Source organism: Skermanella stibiiresistens SB22, from assembly GCF_000576635.1.
Classification (GTDB): Bacteria; Pseudomonadota; Alphaproteobacteria; order Azospirillales; family Azospirillaceae; genus Skermanella; species Skermanella stibiiresistens.
In genome coordinates this window covers 62,585-81,883 of sequence record NZ_AVFL01000015.1, presented here as the reverse complement: position 1 = coordinate 81,883, position 19,299 = coordinate 62,585, and the positions used below count along the sequence as shown (strand labels likewise).

The following is a 19,299-nucleotide window of genomic DNA, read 5'->3' as shown; positions in this document are numbered from 1 at the left end:
AAATTAGCGTCAATATCGCGTCTTTCGGGGCGCCGTTCCTGGCTACCCGTCATTGTCGACGCCGGTCCTCGATGCCAGAGTATGATCTAAGTCAGGTCGAGTGCGTCCTGTACGAACCCGAGGCCAATGTCCGCCGATTGCTGCGCGACGCCTTGGGCGCGCTCCGGATCCACAAGATCCAGATGTACGGACACATGGACGATGTCGGCAAGGCGTTCGAGACGGGCAATCCGGATCTGCTGATCGCCGACGGGACGGATGCCGCCAGCCCGATATTCAAGTTGGTCCACGCGATCCGGAATGGGGCCCTGGGCGCCAATCCCTTCATCTCCATCATCGTGACCGCCTTCAATCCGACCCGGTCGCTGGTCTCCCGCGTGACCAACAGCGGCGCGGACGCGCTGCTGGTCAAGCCGCTGGCCCCAAAGCAACTCCACGACCGCGTGGCCGCCCTGATCGAGAACCCGCGAAATTTCGTGGCGACCAGCGACTTCATCGGACCGGATCGGCGCAAGTCACCGCGCGAGGGCGGTCCCATCCCGCTGATCGAGGTGCCGAACACACTCCGCCTGAAGGCGACGAACGCCTATGGCAAGGTCAATCCGCAGGAGTTGATCGAACATGCCAGCGACGCCATCAACGAGCACAAGCTGTTTCGGCAGGCGTTCCAGGCGGCGTTCCTGATCGAGTTCGCGCTTCCCGGCCTGGCTTCGGAACCAGCCGAGCGGATCGCGATGGAGCATCTGGCGCGGGTGGTGCCGGCGTTGGACGACCTGATCCACCGGTTACCCGCGCGCGCCACAGGGCCCGCCGCGTCCGCCGCCGAGCAGGCGAGATCCCTGATCGCCGCGGTGGAGGTCGCCCACGCGCAGGCGGTATCCGGCATGGTGCCGCCCGGTCTCGACCAACTGCTGCCGGCGGCGCTTCTGATCATGGCGACACTCGGTCCCGGGCGCCCGGCCGAGACGTTCTCGCGCGAGGTCTCGGCGGCGGCGGCGGCGTATCGGGAACGGCTCGTCCAAATGGTCGAGGCCAAGGCGGCCGAGGCGAGCAGGACGGCGGAGGCCGGGATGGCCCGGCCGTCGACGGACGCTCCCGGCATTCTTTGACCTTTTCCGGTGTGGGGTGGGGATCATCCGCCACGCGTGGATGTTCTAAGCGGTGTCCCATCAGCCCAACCCCGGGCCAACCCCAGGCCAATCCCAGGATGTCTCGCCGATGCCCGCTCGTTACGCCCATTCCATGCCGTTCGGCGCCGAAATCCGCCAGGACGGAACGACCCGCTTTCGCCTTTGGGCGCCATCCCATCCGGAGATTGGCCTCGTGCTCGACGGAAAGACGGATTCGCCCCTGCCCATGACCGCTGCGGCGGAAGGCTGGTTCGAACTGACGACCGACCGCGCTCCCGCCGGAACCAAGTACCAGTACCGGCTGCCCGACGAGTTGTGCGTTCCGGATCCCGCCTCGCGGTTCCAGCCGGAGGATGTCAACGGCCCCAGCCTGGTGGTCGATCCCAAAAGCTACGAGTGGCGGAACACGGAATGGCGCGGCCGTCCCTGGGAGGAGACGATCCTCTACGAGTTGCATGTCGGCTGCTTCACCGACGACGGCACCTATGACGGCCTCCGGCGCAAGCTGGATCACCTGGCCAAGCTGGGCGTGACGGCGATCGAGTTCCTGCCGCTGGCGGATTTCGCCGGACGGCGCGGCTGGGGCTATGACGGTGTCCTGCCCTATGCCCCGGACGACGCCTATGGTTCCCCCGACGCGTTGAAGCGGGTGATCGACGAGGCCCATGGGCGCGGCCTGATGGTCTTCCTGGACGTCGTCTACAACCACTTCGGACCGGAGGGGAACTACCTCAGCGCCTACGCCAAGTCGTTCTTCACCGAGCGGCACCACACGCCTTGGGGAGCGGCGATCAATTTCGACGGCAAGGACGCGCGGCCGGTGCGCGACTACTTCATCGACAACGCGCTGTACTGGCTGGACGAGTACCGGTTCGATGGGCTGCGGTTCGACGCGGTCCACGCCATCATCGACGACAGCGAGCCGCATATCCTGACCGAGCTGGCGGAGACCGTCCGCGCCCGCGTCGAGGCCGGGACACCGGGCCGCCACATCCACCTGGTGCTGGAGAACGAGGCCAACCAGGCGAACCGGCTGGAACGTGACAGCACCGACCTGCCGCCGCGGTTCACCGCCCAGTGGAACGACGATTTCCACAACACCGCCCACGCCTTGGTGACCGGCGAACGGGCTGGCTACTACGAGGACTTCGCCGACGAGTCGCACGTCAAGCTGGCGCGGTCGCTGGCGGACGGCTTCGTCTATCAGGGCGAGCCCTCGCCGCACCAGAAAGGCAAGGTCCGGGGCGAGGCGAGCGATCACCTGCCGCCGCAGGCCTTCGTGAGCTTCCTCCAGAACCACGATCAGGTCGGCAACAGGGCGATGGGCGAACGCCTGTCGGCGCTGATCCCGCCGGAACGCCTGAGGGCGATCACGGCGGTGTTCCTGCTGACGCCGCAGATCCCCATGCTGTTCATGGGCGAGGAGTGGGCGAGCGCCCGGCCGTTCAACTTCTTCACCGATTTCCATGGCGAGTTGGCCGACGCGGTTCGCGAGGGCCGGCGCAAGGAGTTCGCCGGTTTCGCCGAGTTCTCGGATCCGGAGGCGCGCGAGAAGATCCCCGATCCGAACGACGAGAAGACGTTCATCGGATCGCGACTGGATTGGGACGCCGTCGAAAAGCCGGGCCACGCCGAGTGGCTGGAATGGTATAGGATGCTGATCGACATCCGGACCCGTCATCTGGTGCCGCGGCTGGCGGGAATGGGTGTCAAGAGCGTCGCGAAGGTGCAGGGTGGAACAGCCCTGGTGGCATATTGGCCGTTACGGGATGGCGGACGGCTGACATTGGTTGCTAATCTGGGTGATGCCGCCGTCGATGGCGTGGAATCACCCACGGGCGACCTTCTGTTTGAGACCGACGGCTCGGTCGGCGCCGACCTGAAAGCGGGGCGTCTGGGCCCCTGGGCGGTCGCTTGCCACATCACCGAACCGTCTGGAACCGTCTAGGATGCCGGACGGATGGAATTAAGGGGAAGTCAGAGTATGAAGGATGGTGCCGATCTGGACCGGCTGGCCGAATTCCTGGGTGTCGAGCCCTACTATCATGACATCTGGGGCAACAGGCGCGAGATCGGCCCCGCCACCAAGCGGGATCTCGCCCAGGCCATGGGCTGCCCAGCCGGAACGCCGGAGGAGGCGGCCGACAGCCTGCACCGGCTGACGGAGCGGGAATGGCGCCGCATGCTGAAGCCGGTGTTCGTGCTGGGGGAGGGCGTCGCCGAAATCGACTTCAGCGTTCCCGTCCTGGAGGCGAACGCCGGCATCACCTGGACGCTGTCGGAGGAATTCGGCGACGTCCACTGGGGCGAGCAGCCGCTGTCGGACCTGCCGCCGGTGGCGGACGCGACGTTCGACGACATCCGCTACACCCGCCATAAGCTGACGCTGCCGGAGTCGCTGCCACAGGGCTATCACCGGATGGCGATCCAGCTGAATGTCGGCGGCTCGACCGTCCATGAGGGCGCCGCGACGGTGATCGTGGCGCCCGAACGCTGCCTGTCGCCCGACGAGTTGGCGGGCGGCGACGGCTGGTCCTGGGGCATGGGCGTCCAGCTCTACGCGCTTCGCTCACCAACGAACTGGGGTATCGGCGACTACGCCGACGCGGGGGCCGCGGCCGAACAGGCGGGCCGGCTGGGGGCGGGGGTGCTGGGACTCAATCCCCTGCACAGCCTGTTCGCGGCCGATCCCAACCACAGCAGCCCGTACTCGCCGAGCAACCGGGGCTTCCTCAATACCCTGGCCATCGATGTCGCCGGGCTGCCGGAACTGGATGACTGCCCGGCAGCCCGCGCGCTGATCGGGGAAGCCGGATTCCAGGAGAGGCTCAAGGCCGCCCGCGAGGCGGATCTGGTCGATTACCAAGCGGTCTCCGACCTCAAGATGCCGGTGTTGGAGTTGATCTTCCAGCACGTCAGGGGAACCCCCGGCCCCCGTCAGGACGCCTTCCTGCTGTTCCAGCGCGAGATGGGCGAGCCGCTGGTCCGGCAGGCGGTGTTCGAGGCGCTTCACGAGCGTTTCTTCAAGGAGGAGGGGAAATGGTCGTGGCGGGACTGGCCGGAGGCGTTCCAAGATCCGCGGAGCGACGCCGTCGCCCGCTTCGCCGAGGAGCGCGCCGGCCGGGTCGAGTTCTTCCAGTGGCTCCAGTTCCTGGCCGACGACCAGTTGGCGGCCGCCGCCCATCGGGCGAGGACGGCCGGCATGACGATCGGCTTCTACCGCGATCTGGCCGTCGCCAACCATCCGGGGGGAGCCGCCGCCTGGTCGGCGCCCGATGTGATCGTGCAGGGAGCCAATGTCGGATCGCCGCCCGACATGTTCAGTCCCGATGGTCAGAACTGGGGTTTGGCGCCGCTGTCGCCGCTTGGATTGATCGAGTCGGCCTACGAGCCTTTCATCCAGTCGCTGCGGGCCAACATGCGCCATGCCGGAGCGATCCGGATCGACCATGTCATGGCGCTGCAGCACCTGTTCTGGATACCGTCGCGCCCGAACCACGAAGGCGGCGCCTATGTGACCTATCCGCTCCGCGACCTCGTCCGAGTCATCGCGCTGGAGTCGCGGCGGAACCGCTGCCTCGTGATCGGCGAGGACCTGGGCACGGTGCCCGAGGGTTTCCGCCCGGCGATGGAGCGGGCCGGCATCCTGTCGTACCGCGTGCTGTATTTCGAGCGCGGTGCCGACAAGGGTTTCATCGCTCCGGAGCACTATCCGCGCGACGCCCTGGTCTCCGTCACGACCCATGACCTGCCGACGCTGAAAGGCTGGTGGAACGGCCATGACATCCGGGTGCGGGCGGAGTTGGGGCAGTATTCGGCGCCGGGCGCGCTTGACGCCGAACTGGCCGAGCGGGCGACCGATCGGGAGCGTCTGCTGTCGTCCATGCGATGGGTGGGGGTGGTGCCGCGAGAGACAAGGTCCGACGTCCTGACGACGGAACTGGTGGGCGCCATCCACGGCTATCTGGCGCGCACGCCCGGCCGTATCCTGATGGTCCAGGTCGAGGACATGGTGGGCGAGATCGATCAGCCGAACCTGCCCGGCACCGTCAGCGAGCACCCGAACTGGCGGCGCAAGCTGCCCGTCGAGATCGCCCGGATCGGGGATTCCCCGCTCGCCAATTCGATCGTCGATGCGATCCGGCGGGAACATGGACGCGACTAATGGAAGCGGAGGTGATTTGAGAGTGTTTATCAAATGAGAAAACTGGCCTTGAGAATGACTTTCAGGTTTTAATCCCAGCCGGTTCGTATATTTAACCGAGGGACGAGATTTCGGCATCCGTCCTGGGTGCGAACGAGAAGCTGGCTCACAGCGCTTGCGAGGAGAAGAAGATGAAGGGCGATCCGAAAGTAATTCGTCACCTGAATACCATTTTGACCAATGAACTGACTGCGATCAACCAGTACTTCCTGCACGCGCGCATGTTGAAGAACTGGGGACTGCTGCGTCTCGCCAAATTCATCTACGACGAATCGATCGGCGAGATGAAGCACGCCGATTACATCATCGAGCGGATCCTGTTCCTGGAAGGGTTGCCCAACCTCCAGGACCTCCACAAGCTGAGCATCGGCGAGGACGTCCCCGAGATGTTCACCTGCGATCTTGGCGTCGAGAGCCACAACCGCACCTGCCTCCAGGAGGCGATCGCCTATTGCGAGGAAGTTCGCGACTTCCAGACGCGCGAGATCTTCGTCAAGATCCTGGACGAGACCGAGGAGCACATCGACTGGCTGGAAACCCAGCTGGACCTGATCCAGCGGGTCGGCGCGCAGAACTACCAGCAGGAACAGATGTTCGGCGAAGGCTGAGCATCCACCTGACGGCGGCTTCCCCGGAGGCCGCCGTCAGATGTCTTGTCAGCGGAGTCAGCGCTGACTAGGTTGGTCGGCATGCCGAAAACCGATCCGACGACACGGAGCGTCCGCTCCACCGCTCCTTCCGATGAGAGCGGATACCTCCGTCTTTATGAAGCGCTCTCGCCGGTCGGCAAGATCGTGATGCACCTGAAGGCGGTGGCTGGCCCCGACGCGGAGCGCGACATCCTGTTCAAGGCGGCGTCGGAGGTCAAGATCGCGACGCCGGACGGCAAGTTCCTGGGTATGAGCGCCATCGGCGAGGTGGTGACGCAGACCAAGCGGAATGGCCTGTGGAGCAAGATGGACGATGCCGGTGGCCAAGTCCGGCACGAGATCAACGTCCAAGCCTTCGAGGATCCGCGGCGCGACCTGTATATCAAGGGCGTCAAGGCCACGGAGTGGCTGGATTACTATCACCACGGCGATCGGATCCCGCCGTCGGCGCTGCGCTCCCTCCGCCACGCGATCTACCTGAACGACGCGAAGGTCTTGAGCCGAAGCCTGGGTCAGAACACGCCGGGCACCTGGACGACCTTGGCGCAATTCTTCGGTACCGTGGACTTCGATCCCGAATGGCTGGCGAGCCGAGCGCCGGTGATCCGCGAGACGCTGATCATGGCCCAGCTGACCGACTTCCTCCACACCGGCGAGCCGCCCTCCAATTTCGAGGCCTTGCGCGACTTGGTCCGTCAAGTGGCCGCCACCACCCATGATCCCGCCACGCGCATCGTGATCGCCAAGTTCGAGGTCCTGAGCGGCAGTCCCGTGGGCGCGCTCGGGTTGCTGAAGGATCTGCGCCCCGTGCCGGAGGCGGCGACGGATGAGAATGGAAAACCGAGCGATCACGCTATCATGATCGCGAGCTACCGCGAACAGATCGAGGGAATGGTGGCGTTCCTGGAGGACAGGAACCGGGAAGCCGTCGATCACTTCCGCGAGGGCGTCAAGCTCTTCCGCAAGGCCAGCCGCAAGCGCAAGGTTTTCCCGTCAGATGTCGAGGGCTTGCTGGCGCTGCTCTCCGTGCTGCGGCGGGGTGATCCCGGCTTGAGGGGCGAACTGGAGGGCTGGATCGAGGACGCCGAGCGGGAGGGTTCGAGGAACCCCCAGTACACCGGGTTGCTCGCCATCATGGCGATCGGCGCGATCGCGCGGGGCAACGACCGGCAAGCGCGGACCATCCTGGACGGCATCGGTGGGTCCTTCCACCAGCCTCCGATGTCAGAGGCCCTGGAGGATCTGGCTTGGTTCCTGCTGGATCGGCGAATGGCGGCGGCCCGAGTGGCGGTGCTGCGCGAGACCTTCGAGCATTTCCGCGACCTCATGCCCCTGATCGCGGAGACCTATGCCGGCATCCTGGCCAAGGTCTCGGCCGATCCCGAACCCTACTTGGCCTATCTGGAACGTCCGGGCCGCGAGCGGATCATCAACCTGACCTCGGTGATCAAAGTCGACGAACCGTGGCAGCGGGCGCTTGACCATCTGCAAACGCTCCTGGCCGCTCCGGCCAAAACCACCGTGGCGCCTGTGGCCAAGAAGGGCAAGCGGCTGATCTGGCTGCTGGACCCGGATATCGGCTCGATCGAGGTGGTCGAGCAAACGGCCAGGAAGGACGGCTGGAACGTCGGTCGCGCGCTGTCGCTGCGCCGGGTCATCAAGAACGATCCACCCCTGGAGATCGACGAGGATGACCGTCGAGTCATCGGCTCCCTGCACCACGGTTTCGAACGGGCGCCGTACTCCTACAGCATGGCGGAGGTCTACCGCACCGATCCGATCAAGACGCTCCTGGCCCTGGTTGGGCATCCCCGCGTCTTCGACATGAACGATAGGACCCGCCAGCTGGAACTGATCCGATACCCGGTCGAACTGGTCGTGTCCGAGACTCGCGGCGGTTACCAGGTGGCGCTGTCGCATCACTCGGACACGCCCTTCGTCTTCCTGGAGCCCGAAGCTCCCAACCGCTACCGCGTGATCGAGGTGACGGCCGAGACGGTCAAGGTCGGAGAGTTGCTGGGACCCGACGGCATGGTCGTTCCGCGCGATGGTCGCGACCGCATCGTCGGCCTTGTCCGGCAAGCCGCTGGCGGCAGCCTACCGATCCGGTCGGAGATCGACGCCGTCGATGTTCCGGCGATCGAGGGTGACGCGACGCCGGTGCTCCGGATGGCCCCGGTCGAGCGTGGCGGCTTGCGCGTGTCGGCCTATGTCAGGCCGTTCGGCGAGGCTGGGCCACACTACCTGCCGGGTCGGGCCGGCAAGTCGGTGCTGGCGTTGATCGAGGGCAAGACCCAGCGGGCGAACCGCGACCTGGACCGTGAGACGGCCGGCCTCGCTTCCCTGATAGCCGCCTGCCCGAGCCTCAAGGACCGGGAATTCGGCGAGTTCGAGTGGGAATTGCCCGATGTCTACGAGAGCCTGGAGTTCCTGTCCGAGGTCCAGGCCCATGCCGGCCCAGTCTCGCTGGAATGGCCGGAGGGCGGCCGGTTGCGGGTGACGGCGGCGATCGACAGCGACAGCATGTCGGTCAAGCTGCGCCAGTCACGCGACTGGTTTCAAATCGATGGCGAGTTGCGGATCGACCAGAACCTGGTGCTCGACCTTCGCGAATTGCTGGAGCGGGCGGGCCGCGTCCAGGGCCGCTTCATCCAGCTGGACGATGGCGGGTTTCTGGCGCTGACCGAACAGCTTCGCCGTCGGCTGGAACGTCTGGGCGCGCTGTCGGAAGCGGATGGCAAGGGGCGCAGGGTCCACAAGCTGGCGGCGGCGGCGGTCGCCGAGACGCTGGAAGGCGCCGGTTCCGTTGAGACCGACAAGCGATGGCGTGAGCAGATCGAGCGTATCGGGGCGGCGGGACGGCATGATCCCAAGGTTCCCTCGACGCTCCAGGCTGACCTTCGCGACTATCAGGTCGACGGCTTTCGCTGGCTATCGCGGCTGGCCCATTGGGGAGCCGGAGCCTGCCTCGCCGATGACATGGGATTGGGCAAGACGGTCCAGGCCATCGCGGTCATGGTCGAGCACGCGCCGCTTGGTGCCATCCTGGTGGTGGCGCCAACCTCCGTCTGCCACAATTGGGCGGCCGAGATCGAGCGCTTCGCGCCGACGCTGACCGTGCATCAATTCGCCACGGCTCCCGATCGCAAGGCGCTGGTCAAGTCGCTGGGGCCGATGGACGTGCTGGTGACCAGCTATGGACTGCTCAACCAGGAATCGTCACTGCTGTCGGAAACTCCCTGGCAAATCGCGATCCTCGACGAGGCGCAGGCGATCAAGAACGCCGCCACCAAGCGCGCCCAGGCCAGCATGATGCTCCAGGCGGAGTTCCGGCTGGCCCTGACCGGCACCCCGGTGGAGAACTACCTGGAAGAGCTGTGGAGCCTGTTCCACTTCATCAATCCCGGCCTTCTGGGCTCGCTCGAGAGCTTCCGGAAACGCTTCGCCCTGCCGATCGAACGCGGCGACCGGAACGCCCGCCAAGCCCTGAAGGCCCTGGTCGGTCCGTTCATCCTGCGCCGGAACAAGTCGGAGGTCCTGACGGAATTGCCGCCCCGGTCCGAGCAGACCATCTTGGTCGATCTGGACGATGACGAGCGCGCCCTCTACGAGGCGCTGCGCCGGCGCGCGATCGAGCGGATCGAGAACTTGCCGGGCGACGCCGGCGGCCAGCGGAAGATCCACATCCTGGCCGAGATCACCCGGCTGCGCCGCGCCTGCTGCCATCCGTCCCTTGTGGCGCCCGAGGCGGCGGGGATGGAGGGAGCCAAGCTGTCGTTATTCCTGGAACTGGCCGACGAATTGCTGCGCAATCGGCACAAGGCGCTGGTCTTCAGCCAGTATGTCGGCTTCCTGGACATCGTGCGGAAGGCGCTGGAAGAGCGCGGCATCGCTTACCAGTACCTGGACGGGCAAACCCCGGCGCGCGAGCGCGAGAAGCGGGTCAACGCGTTCCAAGCGGGGCAGGGCGACCTGTTCCTGATCAGCCTGAAGGCGGGGGGCACCGGCTTGAACCTGACCGCCGCCGACTATGTCATCCACCTTGATCCGTGGTGGAACCCCGCCGTCGAGGATCAGGCGTCGGACCGCGCCCACCGGATCGGCCAGCAACGTCCGGTGACCATCTACCGGCTCGCCATCGCCAACACGATCGAGCAGGGCATCCTCGGCCTCCACAAGGACAAGCGGGAGATGGCGGCCGAGTTGCTGGACGGCAGCGAGGCCAGCGCCAAGCTCAGCGACGACGAACTGATCGGGCTGCTGCGCGGCGGCTGACCTCCAAGCCAGCTTGGCGTCAGCGCTTCCCGATCATGTCGACGAAGCGGTGGAACAGATAATGGCTATCTTCCGGGCCCGGTGACGCCTCTGGGTGGTACTGGACCGAGAAGATCGGCTTGCCCTTGACCTTCAGGCCCTCGTTGGTGCCATCGAACAGGCTGACATGGGTCACCTCGACGGTGTCGGGCAGGGTCTCGGGCTTGACCACGAAGCCATGGTTCTGACTGGTGATCTCGACCTTACCGGTCTCCAGGTCCTTGACCGGATGATTGGCGCCGCGGTGGCCCAGAGGCATCTTGCCGGTCTCGGCGCCCAGCGCCAGCGCCATCAACTGGTGCCCCAGGCAGATGCCGAACATCGGCACGCCGGTATCCATCAGGCCGCGGATGGTCGGCACCGCGTAGACGCCGGTGGCGGCCGGATCGCCCGGACCATTGGACAGGAAGACGCCGTCAGGCTTGTGCCGCATCACGTCCTCGACAGTGGCGGTCGCCGGTACCACGGTCACCTTTGCACCGGTGCCCGCGAGGCAACGGAGGATGTTGCGCTTGGCGCCGTAGTCGATCGCGACGACGTGGTGGCGTGGGCTCTCCTGCTTGGCGTAGCCCTTGCCCAGGCTCCACATGCCTTCGTCCCACGAATAGGTCTGGCGGCACGACACGTCCTTGGCGAGGTCCATTCCCTCCAGGCCCGGCCATTGCGCCGCCTGGGCCAGCAAGGCCTCCAGGTCGAACTTGCCGTCGGGCGAATGCGCCACGACGCCGGTCGGGGCGCCGCCATCGCGGATGCGCCGGGTCAGGCGCCGGGTGTCGATGCCCGAGATGCCGATCAGGTCGAAGCTCTTCAGCCAATCGTCCAGGTGACGGGTGGCGCGCCAGTTCGATGGTTCGGTGATGTCGGCCCGCAGGACCAAGCCCCGCGCCGCCGGGGTCACCGTCTCGATGTCCTCCAGGTTGGCGCCGGTGTTGCCGATATGCGGGAACGTGAAGGTGATGATCTGCCCGGCGTAGCTGGGGTCGGTCAGGATCTCCTGATAGCCGGTCATCGACGTGTTGAAGCAGACCTCGCCGACCGAAGCACCCGTGGCACCCAATCCTCGTCCCCACAGCACCGTTCCATCGGCTAGGACCAGGACGGCGGTGGCGCCTTCCGGACGCGGCGCCATGGCGTTCGGCGGGGGGGCGGCGGGATTGTTCTCGGACATCGCTGACAGACCTCTTATTGACCGCCCCTTCGGGCGCATTACCTGATGCGGCATGTGACGGTGGCCGCTCCCGCCCGATCTGGTCGGGAGAAGGGCACGCGTCAAGACCGCGTCCGGCCCCAGGGCCGATCGCGGTTCACTCCACGACCGTGCGATTAGACCATGGCCGGCCCGTGGTCAAGGGGAGGCGCCGCGGGATCGGACATCCGGAGGCGGGCGGCGGGCATGCCCCGGCTCCGCTGGCGGAAGCCGTCGAGATTCGCTATCATTTGAAAAATACCGCCTATCCAAGGGGCCAACGCGGGGGTTCGCCCGGTTGTCCCGGGACCCGTTTGACGAGGATCGACACGATGTTTCGCAGCCGGCTGAGCGAGGCCTTGAAAGAGGCGATGCGAGCCAAGAACCAGCGCGCGGTCTCCACGCTGCGCCTGATCCTGGCGGCCCTCAAGGATCGCGACATCGCCGCGCGCGGCCGCGGGATCACGGACGGGATCGACGAGGAGGAAATCCTCTCCATGCTCCAGACCATGATCAAGCAACGCCGCGAGGCGATCGCCCTGTATGAGCAGGGTGGCAGGCTCGAACTGGCCGAGCAGGAGCGGGAGGAGATTGGCATCATCGAGAACTTCCTGCCCAAGCAGTTGGGCGAGGCGGAGATCCGTGCCGCCGTCGATACCGTGATCAAGGAGGTCGGCGCCACCGGCATCAAGGACATGGGGCGCGCCATGGCCGAACTGCGAACCCGCTACGCCGGGCAGATGGATTTCGGCAAGGCGAGCGGCTACGTGAAGCAGGTGCTGGTCTCGAGCTGATCCTTGAGGCGGCCTTCGTCCGGAAGCGGTCTTCATATCTCGTTAACCAAGTATGGCTTACCGTCGATGGGAGTCTGGGCATGGGTGGCCATATCCCGCACTCTCCATCGTGGATGAGCCCAGGTGTGGTGGATAAGCTGGCCGGTCCGTCGTTCACGCGATCCGATAGTCGCGCGATCCGTTATTTTTAAGGTGACACCCGGGCTCCATGGCGTTTCCCCCACAATTCCTTGAAGAGCTGAGGGCTCGCCTGCCACTGTCCGACGTGGTGGGAAAGCGCATGCGCCTGATCAGGGCCGGGCGCGAGTTCAAGGCGCCGTGCCCGTTCCACAACGAGAAGACTCCCAGTTTCTACGTCAACGACCAGAAGGGCTTCTTCCACTGCTTCGGCTGTGGCGCCCATGGCGACATCATCGGCTTCGCCATGCGCCACGACAATCTGGCGTTCCCGGAGGCGGTCGAGCAGCTCGCCTCGGAGGCGGGGCTCCAGGTTCCGCAATCGACGCCTGAGGATCGGCAGCGCTTCGAACGGCAGAAATCGCTCCATGATCTGGTCGAGGCGTCCTGCCGATGGTTCGAGGCCCAACTCGCCGGCACCGCCGGACGGGCCGCCTTCGATTACCTGAAGAGCCGAGGGCTGGACGAGGACACCATGGTTCGCTTCCGGCTTGGCTTCGCGCCGGCCGATGGCAACGCGCTGCGGATCCATCTGGCGCGCGAGGGCTACAAGGAGGAGGACATGCTGGAGGCCGGCGTCGTCCGCGCGTCGGAATACGGCGGCGGCGCCTTCTCCTTCTTCCGCAACCGGGTCATGTTCCCCGTCACCGACCGGCGCGGGCGGGTGGTCGCCTTCGGCGGCCGGATCATGGAGGGCGACGGCCCGAAATACATCAACTCCGCCGACAACCCGCTCTTCCACAAGGGACGCCTGCTCTACAACATGAGCCGGGCGCGGCAGGCGGCGGCCGACGGCGAGCCGATCGTCGTGGTCGAAGGCTACATGGACGTCATAGCGCTGGTTCGTGCCGGCTTCACCGGTGCCGTGGCGCCACTGGGCACGGCCTTGACCGAGACGCAGATCCTGGAGCTTTGGAAGCTGGCGCCTCCTGGGCGGCGGGTCCCGATCCTCTGCTTCGACGGCGACAAGGCGGGCCAGCGCGCCGCGTTCCGGGCGGTCGAGCGCGTCCTGCCCCATCTGCTGCCGGACCACTCCGTCCGCGTCGCCTTCATGGAAGGTGGCGAGGATCCCGACAGCCTGTTGCGGAAGCAAGGGGCCAAGGCGATGCGGCAGGTGCTCGACGGCGCCATTCCCCTGGCCGACGTGCTGTGGCGGATGGAGGAGGAGGGCAGGGTGCTGGACTCGCCGGAAGCGCGCGCGGGGCTTCAGGCCGCCCTTGACGAACGCGTCGGAATGATCGCCGACCGGACCGTCCAGACGCTTTATCGCGATGAGATGCGGAACCGCTTCTTCGAGCGTTTTCGCGCCAGACCGGGCTTCAAGCCCAGCCAGCGGTTCGCCGGCGGCTCCGGCTTCAAGGGGAAAGGCTTTCGGCAGCCGCGCAACACCGATCCACCGCAGGATTTCCAAAGGAGCCGGCCACGACCGGCACGGGAAGTTCGGGAGCGTGTTCTTCTCGCCACACTGCTGAATCACCCGGAATTATTCGACGAGGTTGGTGAATCCATCGGAGGGGTCGAGTTCTCGCTGGCCTCGCTCGACGTGTTGCGTCAGGCGGTGGTGTCAACCCTCAGCGAGCATCCTGGTCTTGACGCTGCCGGTTTGGGTAGCCACTTGACTGGGAAGGGCTTCTCCGACCTGGCAGACGCGATTGGCCCGGCTTCCTTCCTGTATGCCTTCGCCCGGCCCGACGCGACACTGGAGCATGCCCGGCGAGGCTGGTATGACGTATGGGGGCAGACATATACCGATCATATCAAGTCCGAACGGCGGGAAGCGACCCAATCCTTCGCCCGCGATATGAACGCGGACAACTGGAGCCGGGTTCGAGCGCTGCTGGAAGCCGAGGCCGGTGCGGCCGAGTTCGACGACCCCGACCTTGAATACTGAGGTCGCCTATGGCAGATGGAGCATGGAGCTTGGGTCAGGCCAATAAAAGTCAGTCCTGTGTGTGTGGGTGGCGCGGGGCACCGCGGGCCTTCCGCATATCACGTGTTTTCTAGGCGGGGGCATCTATCGAATGGCCACGAAAACGACGAACGGCACGGAAGTGACGGAAAATCGTGAAGAATCCGGCGACGGCCCGCTGATGGACGGCATGGTGCAGGCGGTCAAGAAGATGATCGCCCGCGGCCGCGAGCGTGGCTACGTCACTTACGACGAGATGAACGCGGCTCTCCCGCCTGACCAGTCCTCCTCCGAGCAGATCGAGGACACGATGGCGATGCTCTCCGAGATGGGCATCAACGTCGTCGAGAGCGAGGAACAGGACGAAAATCAGAACGCGGCGGCCGACAGCGACGGCGAAACCCGCGTTTCCGGCAATTTGGACGATGACGACGTTGGCCGCACCGACGATCCGGTGCGGATGTATCTGCGCGAGATGGGCTCGGTCGAACTGCTGTCACGCGAGGGCGAGATCGCCATCGCGAAGCGGATCGAGGCCGGCCGCGAGCAGATGATCGGCGCCATCTGCGAATCCCCCCTGACCATCCGCGCGATCATCGAATGGCACGATGCCCTCAACGAGGGCAAGATGCTGCTGCGCGACATCATCGACCTGGATGCCACCTACGGCGGCGGCCCTGACGCCGAGCCGATCCCCGTCGTGGCCGAGGGCGAGGCCGCTCCGGCTCGGGAACCGGCGGCCGAGGGCGAGGAGTCCGAGGAACCGCCGATCGGGGCGGAAGGCGACGCCGATGGGGAAGGCGATGGGGAGGAGAACAATCTCTCCCTGTCCGCGATGGAGGCGGCGCTCAAGCCGCAGGTCCTGGAGACCTTCGAGAAGATCGCGGCGACCTATGAGAAGCTGCACAAGATTCAGGAAGCGCGGCTGGCGACCATCCAGCGCGGCGAGGACCTTGGCAAGAGCGACAAGAAATACGACAAGCTGCGGACCGAACTGATTGAGCTGATGAATACCGTGCGGCTCAACAACCCACGGATCGAGCAACTCGTCGAACAGCTCTATGGCATCAACCGGCGCCTGAACAGCATGGAAGGCCGCCTGCTGCGCATGGCGACCGAGAGCAAGGTCAAGCGCGAGGACTTCCTGCATCACTATCAGGGTCACGAGCTGGACCCGAACTGGACCGACCGCATCAAGGGTCTGTCCGGCAAGGCTTGGCCCCGTTTCCTGGAAAAGCACTCGAACGAGATCGTCAAGGTCCGAGAGCAGATCTCCATGCTGTCCGACGAGGCGGGACTGCCGATCCTGGAGTTCCGCCGGATCGTCTCGACCGTCCAGAAAGGCGAGAAGGAGGCGAGCCGCGCCAAGAAGGAGATGGTGGAGGCCAACCTCCGGCTGGTCATCTCGATCGCCAAGAAATATACCAACCGTGGCCTCCAGTTCCTGGACCTGATCCAGGAGGGGAATATCGGCCTGATGAAGGCGGTCGATAAGTTCGAGTATCGCCGGGGTTACAAGTTCTCGACCTACGCGACATGGTGGATCAGGCAGGCGATAACCCGCTCCATCGCCGACCAAGCCCGCACCATCCGCATCCCGGTCCACATGATCGAGACGATCAACAAGCTGGTCCGGACCTCCCGCCAGATGCTCCACGAGATCGGCCGCGAGCCGACACCCGAGGAGTTGGCGGAACGCCTGTTGATGCCGTTGGAGAAGGTCCGCAAGGTCCTGAAGATCGCCAAGGAGCCGATCTCGCTGGAGACGCCCATCGGTGACGAGGAGGACTCGCATCTTGGCGATTTCATCGAGGACAAGAACGCCGTCCTGCCACTGGACGCCGCCATCCAGGCGAACCTGCGCGAGACGACCACGCGGGTTCTGGCCAGCCTGACGCCGCGCGAGGAGCGGGTGCTCCGCATGCGTTTCGGCATCGGCATGAACACCGACCACACCCTCGAGGAGGTCGGTCAGCAGTTCTCCGTCACCCGCGAGCGCATCCGCCAGATCGAGGCGAAGGCGCTGCGCAAGCTGAAGCACCCGAGCCGGTCACGGAAGTTGCGGAGCTTCCTGGATACCTGAATGCCGCTTTTGATTTTCACACCGGGGGCGTCTCCGGTGTGAAATCCCGCAGTATATATGCTGGGAGGAGACGGGTCGCTTCAGCCCGCTTGGACGTCCTGGAACACGTCGGAGAGCGAACCAGCCTCCATGAGGCGATCCATATAGACGTCGAGTTGTTCGGCGGTCGCTGACGCGATCATCGAGTCCGCCTCGGCGGGCAAACGACCGAAACGGCGTTCGAGTTGCCGGGATAGCATCTCCGCCCGACCTTTCGTCAAACCCTCGGCTCTTAACTGCGTCTCCCACTCCTTGAAGCGCGTCGCGAGCATGTTCTGAACCTCCGTCAGATCGTTGTATTGAGTAGTCACGTCTCCGACGCCGACGATACTGACGGCGGCTTGCGATACGACCTCGCCGAACAACCTCATCAAGGCCTCATTGCCGGCGTGCTGTTTGAACCAATCCACCAACCGACCAATCAGCCGAGGCAACTCATCGCGTTGCGTGCAATTCTCGACACGGAAGAGCAGCGCCACCAAACTGTCGCTTTCCGCCAGATCCTCTGCCTTGAATGCCGCCTCGTCGATCAGATGATAACGGATGTTGGGCTGCCAAGACCAGAGTGGCGAACTTGGCGCCACCGCGTTCAAGCCAGCGGAGTCGGTGGGCGAGGTCCAGGGCCTGTCACCGTTGTATGGCACGATCGGCAGGACCGGGGGCAGGCGGCTACCGGACGGCAGCTTCCGTTCCTCGATGATCTGCTGCCAGAGCAAGCCGATGTACACTTGCACGCGGACCAGCATCCACCAGTCGGTGCGCGACTGGAATTCCAGCATCAGGTAGATGTGGACGACTTCTCCGGAGTTGGTCGCCACGCGCCAGATGACATCGCCCTCGCGCCGGCGGCCGCCAGGGCTGTGGAACTTGGCGTTGACCCGCTCCATGCGGCCAAAGTCCAGTCCAGCGGCCACTTCCTCGGACACGAACTCCCTGATCAACTGTTCGATCATCAGCGGGTGGGAGAAAAGGCGGTGGTAAACTGAATCGGAACGCGGCATGCGGATAAGGCTCCTGGGTATCCCACCCCATCTTCGAGCATGGATACGCGAGTGCCTGCAAATTTTCTCGCGTGAGTGCGTCGGTATGTCCTCGCCGACTCGAGGCAGGATCGTGGTTCCGGATCGTGACCGCTTCGCGAATATCGGGGTTGCTTTGAAGCGTTTTCAGCGGCACATTCTCGTGCCTCGCGTCGGGCGTGTAGCTCAACTGGTTAGAGCTGGCCGCTCATAACGGTCTGGTTATCGGTTCAAGTCCGGTCACGCCCACCATTCCCCCGCTCGCTGACGCCTCGCTGGCCTGCGAGCTTGCAAATCCGTGAGATTGACCGCACGCTCAATCCAGTTGCCGAAGCAAGTGGAGGGAGAATGGCGGAAACCATAGATCTGTCCTCGTTTCGACAGGCGCGCGAGGCGGCGCCCCTGGCCCGGGCCACCAATTCGTTCCTCGCCCTCGCGACCCAGACCAATCACGCCGGTCTCGATACCAAGCTCCTACTCCAGGCGATGACGATCGCGCTCGCCAAGCTGGTGGCGGAGGCCACCGATCACGATGACGCCGAACGCGTCGCCCGGCAGATCGGCGAGAGTTTGCCGGCGCTGGTCGAGCATTTGATCCGGAACGATCCGCCCCACTGAATTCGCTCCAGCCATGAGATGGATCAAGGACGTGGCGGCTCCGCGGGCATAGTGGAGGGAATCATCGGCACTTCTCCCAAGCCCGTGGATCACCATCCCAGGCGCCCGCCTGTTCTGGAAACTCCAGCCATGCCGTACCGATCGTGACACCATCCCAACGCGGTCGCTTCAAAGTCGCGGTCGCCATCGTGCTCCTGATCCTGGCGGGGGTTGGGGTGTGGCGCTTCGCGCTCCAGGCGCCAGCCGACGCGGGTGTCCTGGTGCTCACCGGCAACGTCGACATCCGGCAAGTCAACCTCGCGTTCAATGTCGAAGGCCGGATCACCACCATGCTGGTGAGTGAGGGCGACATGGTCACCGCCGGCCAGGAACTCGCCAGGGTCGAGAGCAACTACTACACCGATGGTCTCGCCATCGCCCGGGCGCGCCTCGATGCCCAGAAGGCACAGGTCGCCAAGCTTGTCGCGGGCAGCAGGCCGGAGGAGGTGGCCCTCGCCCGAGCCAATGTCGCCGAGGCCGAGGCTTCCGTGACCTACGCGCGCTCGGTGCGTCAGCGGCAGGTGGAGCTGGCTCGGCGCGATGTCGTGTCACAGCAGGCGCTGGAGGACGCCGAGACGGCGCTCGAACAGGCGCAGGCGAAGCGGGAGGTCACGCGGCAGCAACTGGCCCTCGCCGTGGCCGGACCCAGGACGGAGGACATCGCGGCGGCCAAGGCTCAGCTCGCCGCCGACCAGTCGACGCTCAGCCTGATCGAGCGCCGGGTCGCGGATACGGTCCTGTACGCGCCATCCGCCGGGACGATCCTGACCCGAGTGTTGGAGCCGGGGGCGATCGTGCTTCCCGGTTCGGCGGTCTACGCCCTGTCGATCGACGATCCGGTTTGGATCCGCGGCTTCGTGCCGGAAACCGCTCTGGGCAGGGTCAAGCCGGGGATGATGGTGAGCATTTCGACGGATATGCCGGGAGGCCGGACATACCGGGGAAAGGTTGGGTTCGTCTCGCCGACGGCGGAGTTCACGCCGCGCGCGGTCGAGACGCCGGAGCTGCGCTCCAGCCTCGTCTATCGGATCAGGCTGACGGTCGAGGATGCCGACGACGGCCTGCGCCAAGGCATGCCGGTCACGATCAAGCTTGACGGCCCTCCGCCCGGCCTGACGCCCAGGGCGGGATGACGCC

12 protein-coding genes and 1 tRNA gene are annotated in these 19,299 nt (G+C 65.3%); 11 read left to right on the top strand and 2 right to left on the bottom strand.

All coding sequences use genetic code 11. From position 1 onward, the window contains the following. The first annotated feature begins 71 nt into the window (after positions 1-71). The 5 genes from N825_RS19830 (at position 72) to N825_RS19810 (ending at position 10,259) form a co-directional block, all read left to right on the top strand. Positions 72-1,109: a response regulator transcription factor gene (locus tag N825_RS19830; RefSeq protein ID WP_037455910.1), complete on the top strand. Its 1,038-nt coding sequence runs from the start codon at positions 72-74 to the stop codon at positions 1,107-1,109. A gap of 109 nt (positions 1,110-1,218) precedes the next feature. Beyond that, positions 1,219-3,078, top strand: coding sequence for a malto-oligosyltrehalose trehalohydrolase (gene treZ / locus N825_RS19825; RefSeq protein ID WP_037455909.1), 1,860 nt, complete (start codon positions 1,219-1,221; stop codon positions 3,076-3,078). Positions 3,079-3,114: 36 nt separating this feature from the next. Beyond that, entirely contained in the window at positions 3,115-5,295 is a 2,181-nt protein-coding gene (gene malQ, locus N825_RS19820; RefSeq protein WP_037455906.1) for a 4-alpha-glucanotransferase, read from the top strand. Between the two features lie 170 nt (positions 5,296-5,465). Further along, the gene (bfr, locus tag N825_RS19815) at positions 5,466-5,942 is read left to right on the top strand and encodes a bacterioferritin (protein ID WP_037455904.1); all 477 of its coding nucleotides are present in this window, start codon (positions 5,466-5,468) and stop codon (positions 5,940-5,942) included. Positions 5,943-6,023: 81 nt separating this feature from the next. Further along, entirely contained in the window at positions 6,024-10,259 is a 4,236-nt protein-coding gene (locus N825_RS19810; RefSeq protein ID WP_051512640.1) for a DEAD/DEAH box helicase, read from the top strand. A 19-nt stretch (positions 10,260-10,278) separates the two neighbouring features. Here the strand turns inward: N825_RS19810 and carA are convergent, their stop codons facing one another. After that, on the bottom strand, positions 10,279-11,427 hold the full coding sequence (gene carA, locus N825_RS19805; RefSeq protein ID WP_037456108.1) for a glutamine-hydrolyzing carbamoyl-phosphate synthase small subunit: 1,149 nt from the start codon (positions 11,425-11,427) through the stop codon (positions 10,279-10,281). Positions 11,428-11,816: 389 nt separating this feature from the next. Here carA and N825_RS19800 point away from each other — a divergent pair, with 389 nt between their 5' ends. The 3 genes from N825_RS19800 to rpoD all read left to right on the top strand — a co-directional run bounded on the left by N825_RS19800 (position 11,817) and on the right by rpoD (position 16,447). Continuing rightward, the gene (locus tag N825_RS19800; RefSeq protein WP_037455902.1) at positions 11,817-12,278 is read left to right on the top strand and encodes a GatB/YqeY domain-containing protein; all 462 of its coding nucleotides are present in this window, start codon (positions 11,817-11,819) and stop codon (positions 12,276-12,278) included. A 208-nt stretch (positions 12,279-12,486) separates the two neighbouring features. After that, positions 12,487-14,346: a DNA primase gene (gene dnaG, locus N825_RS19795; protein WP_037455900.1), complete on the top strand. Its 1,860-nt coding sequence runs from the start codon at positions 12,487-12,489 to the stop codon at positions 14,344-14,346. A gap of 130 nt (positions 14,347-14,476) precedes the next feature. Beyond that, the gene (gene rpoD, locus N825_RS19790; protein ID WP_037455897.1) at positions 14,477-16,447 is read left to right on the top strand and encodes an RNA polymerase sigma factor RpoD; all 1,971 of its coding nucleotides are present in this window, start codon (positions 14,477-14,479) and stop codon (positions 16,445-16,447) included. A gap of 80 nt (positions 16,448-16,527) precedes the next feature. Here the strand turns inward: rpoD and N825_RS19785 are convergent, their stop codons facing one another. Next, positions 16,528-17,487 (bottom strand): Rpn family recombination-promoting nuclease/putative transposase, encoded by a 960-nt coding sequence (locus N825_RS19785; protein WP_084164892.1) that lies wholly within the window; start codon positions 17,485-17,487, stop codon positions 16,528-16,530. A gap of 193 nt (positions 17,488-17,680) precedes the next feature. Between N825_RS19785 and N825_RS19780 the strand changes: the two genes are divergently transcribed. The 3 genes from N825_RS19780 to N825_RS19770 all read left to right on the top strand — a co-directional run bounded on the left by N825_RS19780 (position 17,681) and on the right by N825_RS19770 (position 19,295). Further along, a tRNA-Ile gene (locus tag N825_RS19780) sits at positions 17,681-17,757 on the top strand. A 96-nt stretch (positions 17,758-17,853) separates the two neighbouring features. After that, positions 17,854-18,123, top strand: coding sequence for a hypothetical protein (locus N825_RS19775; RefSeq protein WP_037455893.1), 270 nt, complete (start codon positions 17,854-17,856; stop codon positions 18,121-18,123). Between the two features lie 143 nt (positions 18,124-18,266). Further along, entirely contained in the window at positions 18,267-19,295 is a 1,029-nt protein-coding gene (locus N825_RS19770) for an HlyD family secretion protein (protein WP_157619415.1), read from the top strand. The last annotated feature ends 4 nt before the right edge of the window (positions 19,296-19,299 follow it).

Excerpts from the sequence above, each read along its gene's own strand:
- dnaG (WP_037455900.1), top strand. The coding sequence starts at position 12,487 with ATGGCGTTTCCCCCACAATTCCTTGAAGAGCTGAGGGCTCGCCTGCCA.
- bfr (WP_037455904.1), top strand. The coding sequence starts at position 5,466 with ATGAAGGGCGATCCGAAAGTAATTCGTCACCTGAATACCATTTTGACC.
- N825_RS19775 (WP_037455893.1), top strand. The coding sequence starts at position 17,854 with ATGGCGGAAACCATAGATCTGTCCTCGTTTCGACAGGCGCGCGAGGCG.
- malQ (WP_037455906.1), top strand. The coding sequence starts at position 3,115 with ATGAAGGATGGTGCCGATCTGGACCGGCTGGCCGAATTCCTGGGTGTC.
- N825_RS19785 (WP_084164892.1), bottom strand. The coding sequence starts at position 17,487 with ATGCCGCGTTCCGATTCAGTTTACCACCGCCTTTTCTCCCACCCGCTG.
- treZ (WP_037455909.1), top strand. The coding sequence starts at position 1,219 with ATGCCCGCTCGTTACGCCCATTCCATGCCGTTCGGCGCCGAAATCCGC.
- N825_RS19800 (WP_037455902.1), top strand. The coding sequence starts at position 11,817 with ATGTTTCGCAGCCGGCTGAGCGAGGCCTTGAAAGAGGCGATGCGAGCC.
- carA (WP_037456108.1), bottom strand. The coding sequence starts at position 11,427 with ATGGCGCCGCGTCCGGAAGGCGCCACCGCCGTCCTGGTCCTAGCCGAT.
- N825_RS19830 (WP_037455910.1), top strand. The coding sequence starts at position 72 with ATGCCAGAGTATGATCTAAGTCAGGTCGAGTGCGTCCTGTACGAACCC.
- N825_RS19810 (WP_051512640.1), top strand. The coding sequence starts at position 6,024 with ATGCCGAAAACCGATCCGACGACACGGAGCGTCCGCTCCACCGCTCCT.
- rpoD (WP_037455897.1), top strand. The coding sequence starts at position 14,477 with ATGGCCACGAAAACGACGAACGGCACGGAAGTGACGGAAAATCGTGAA.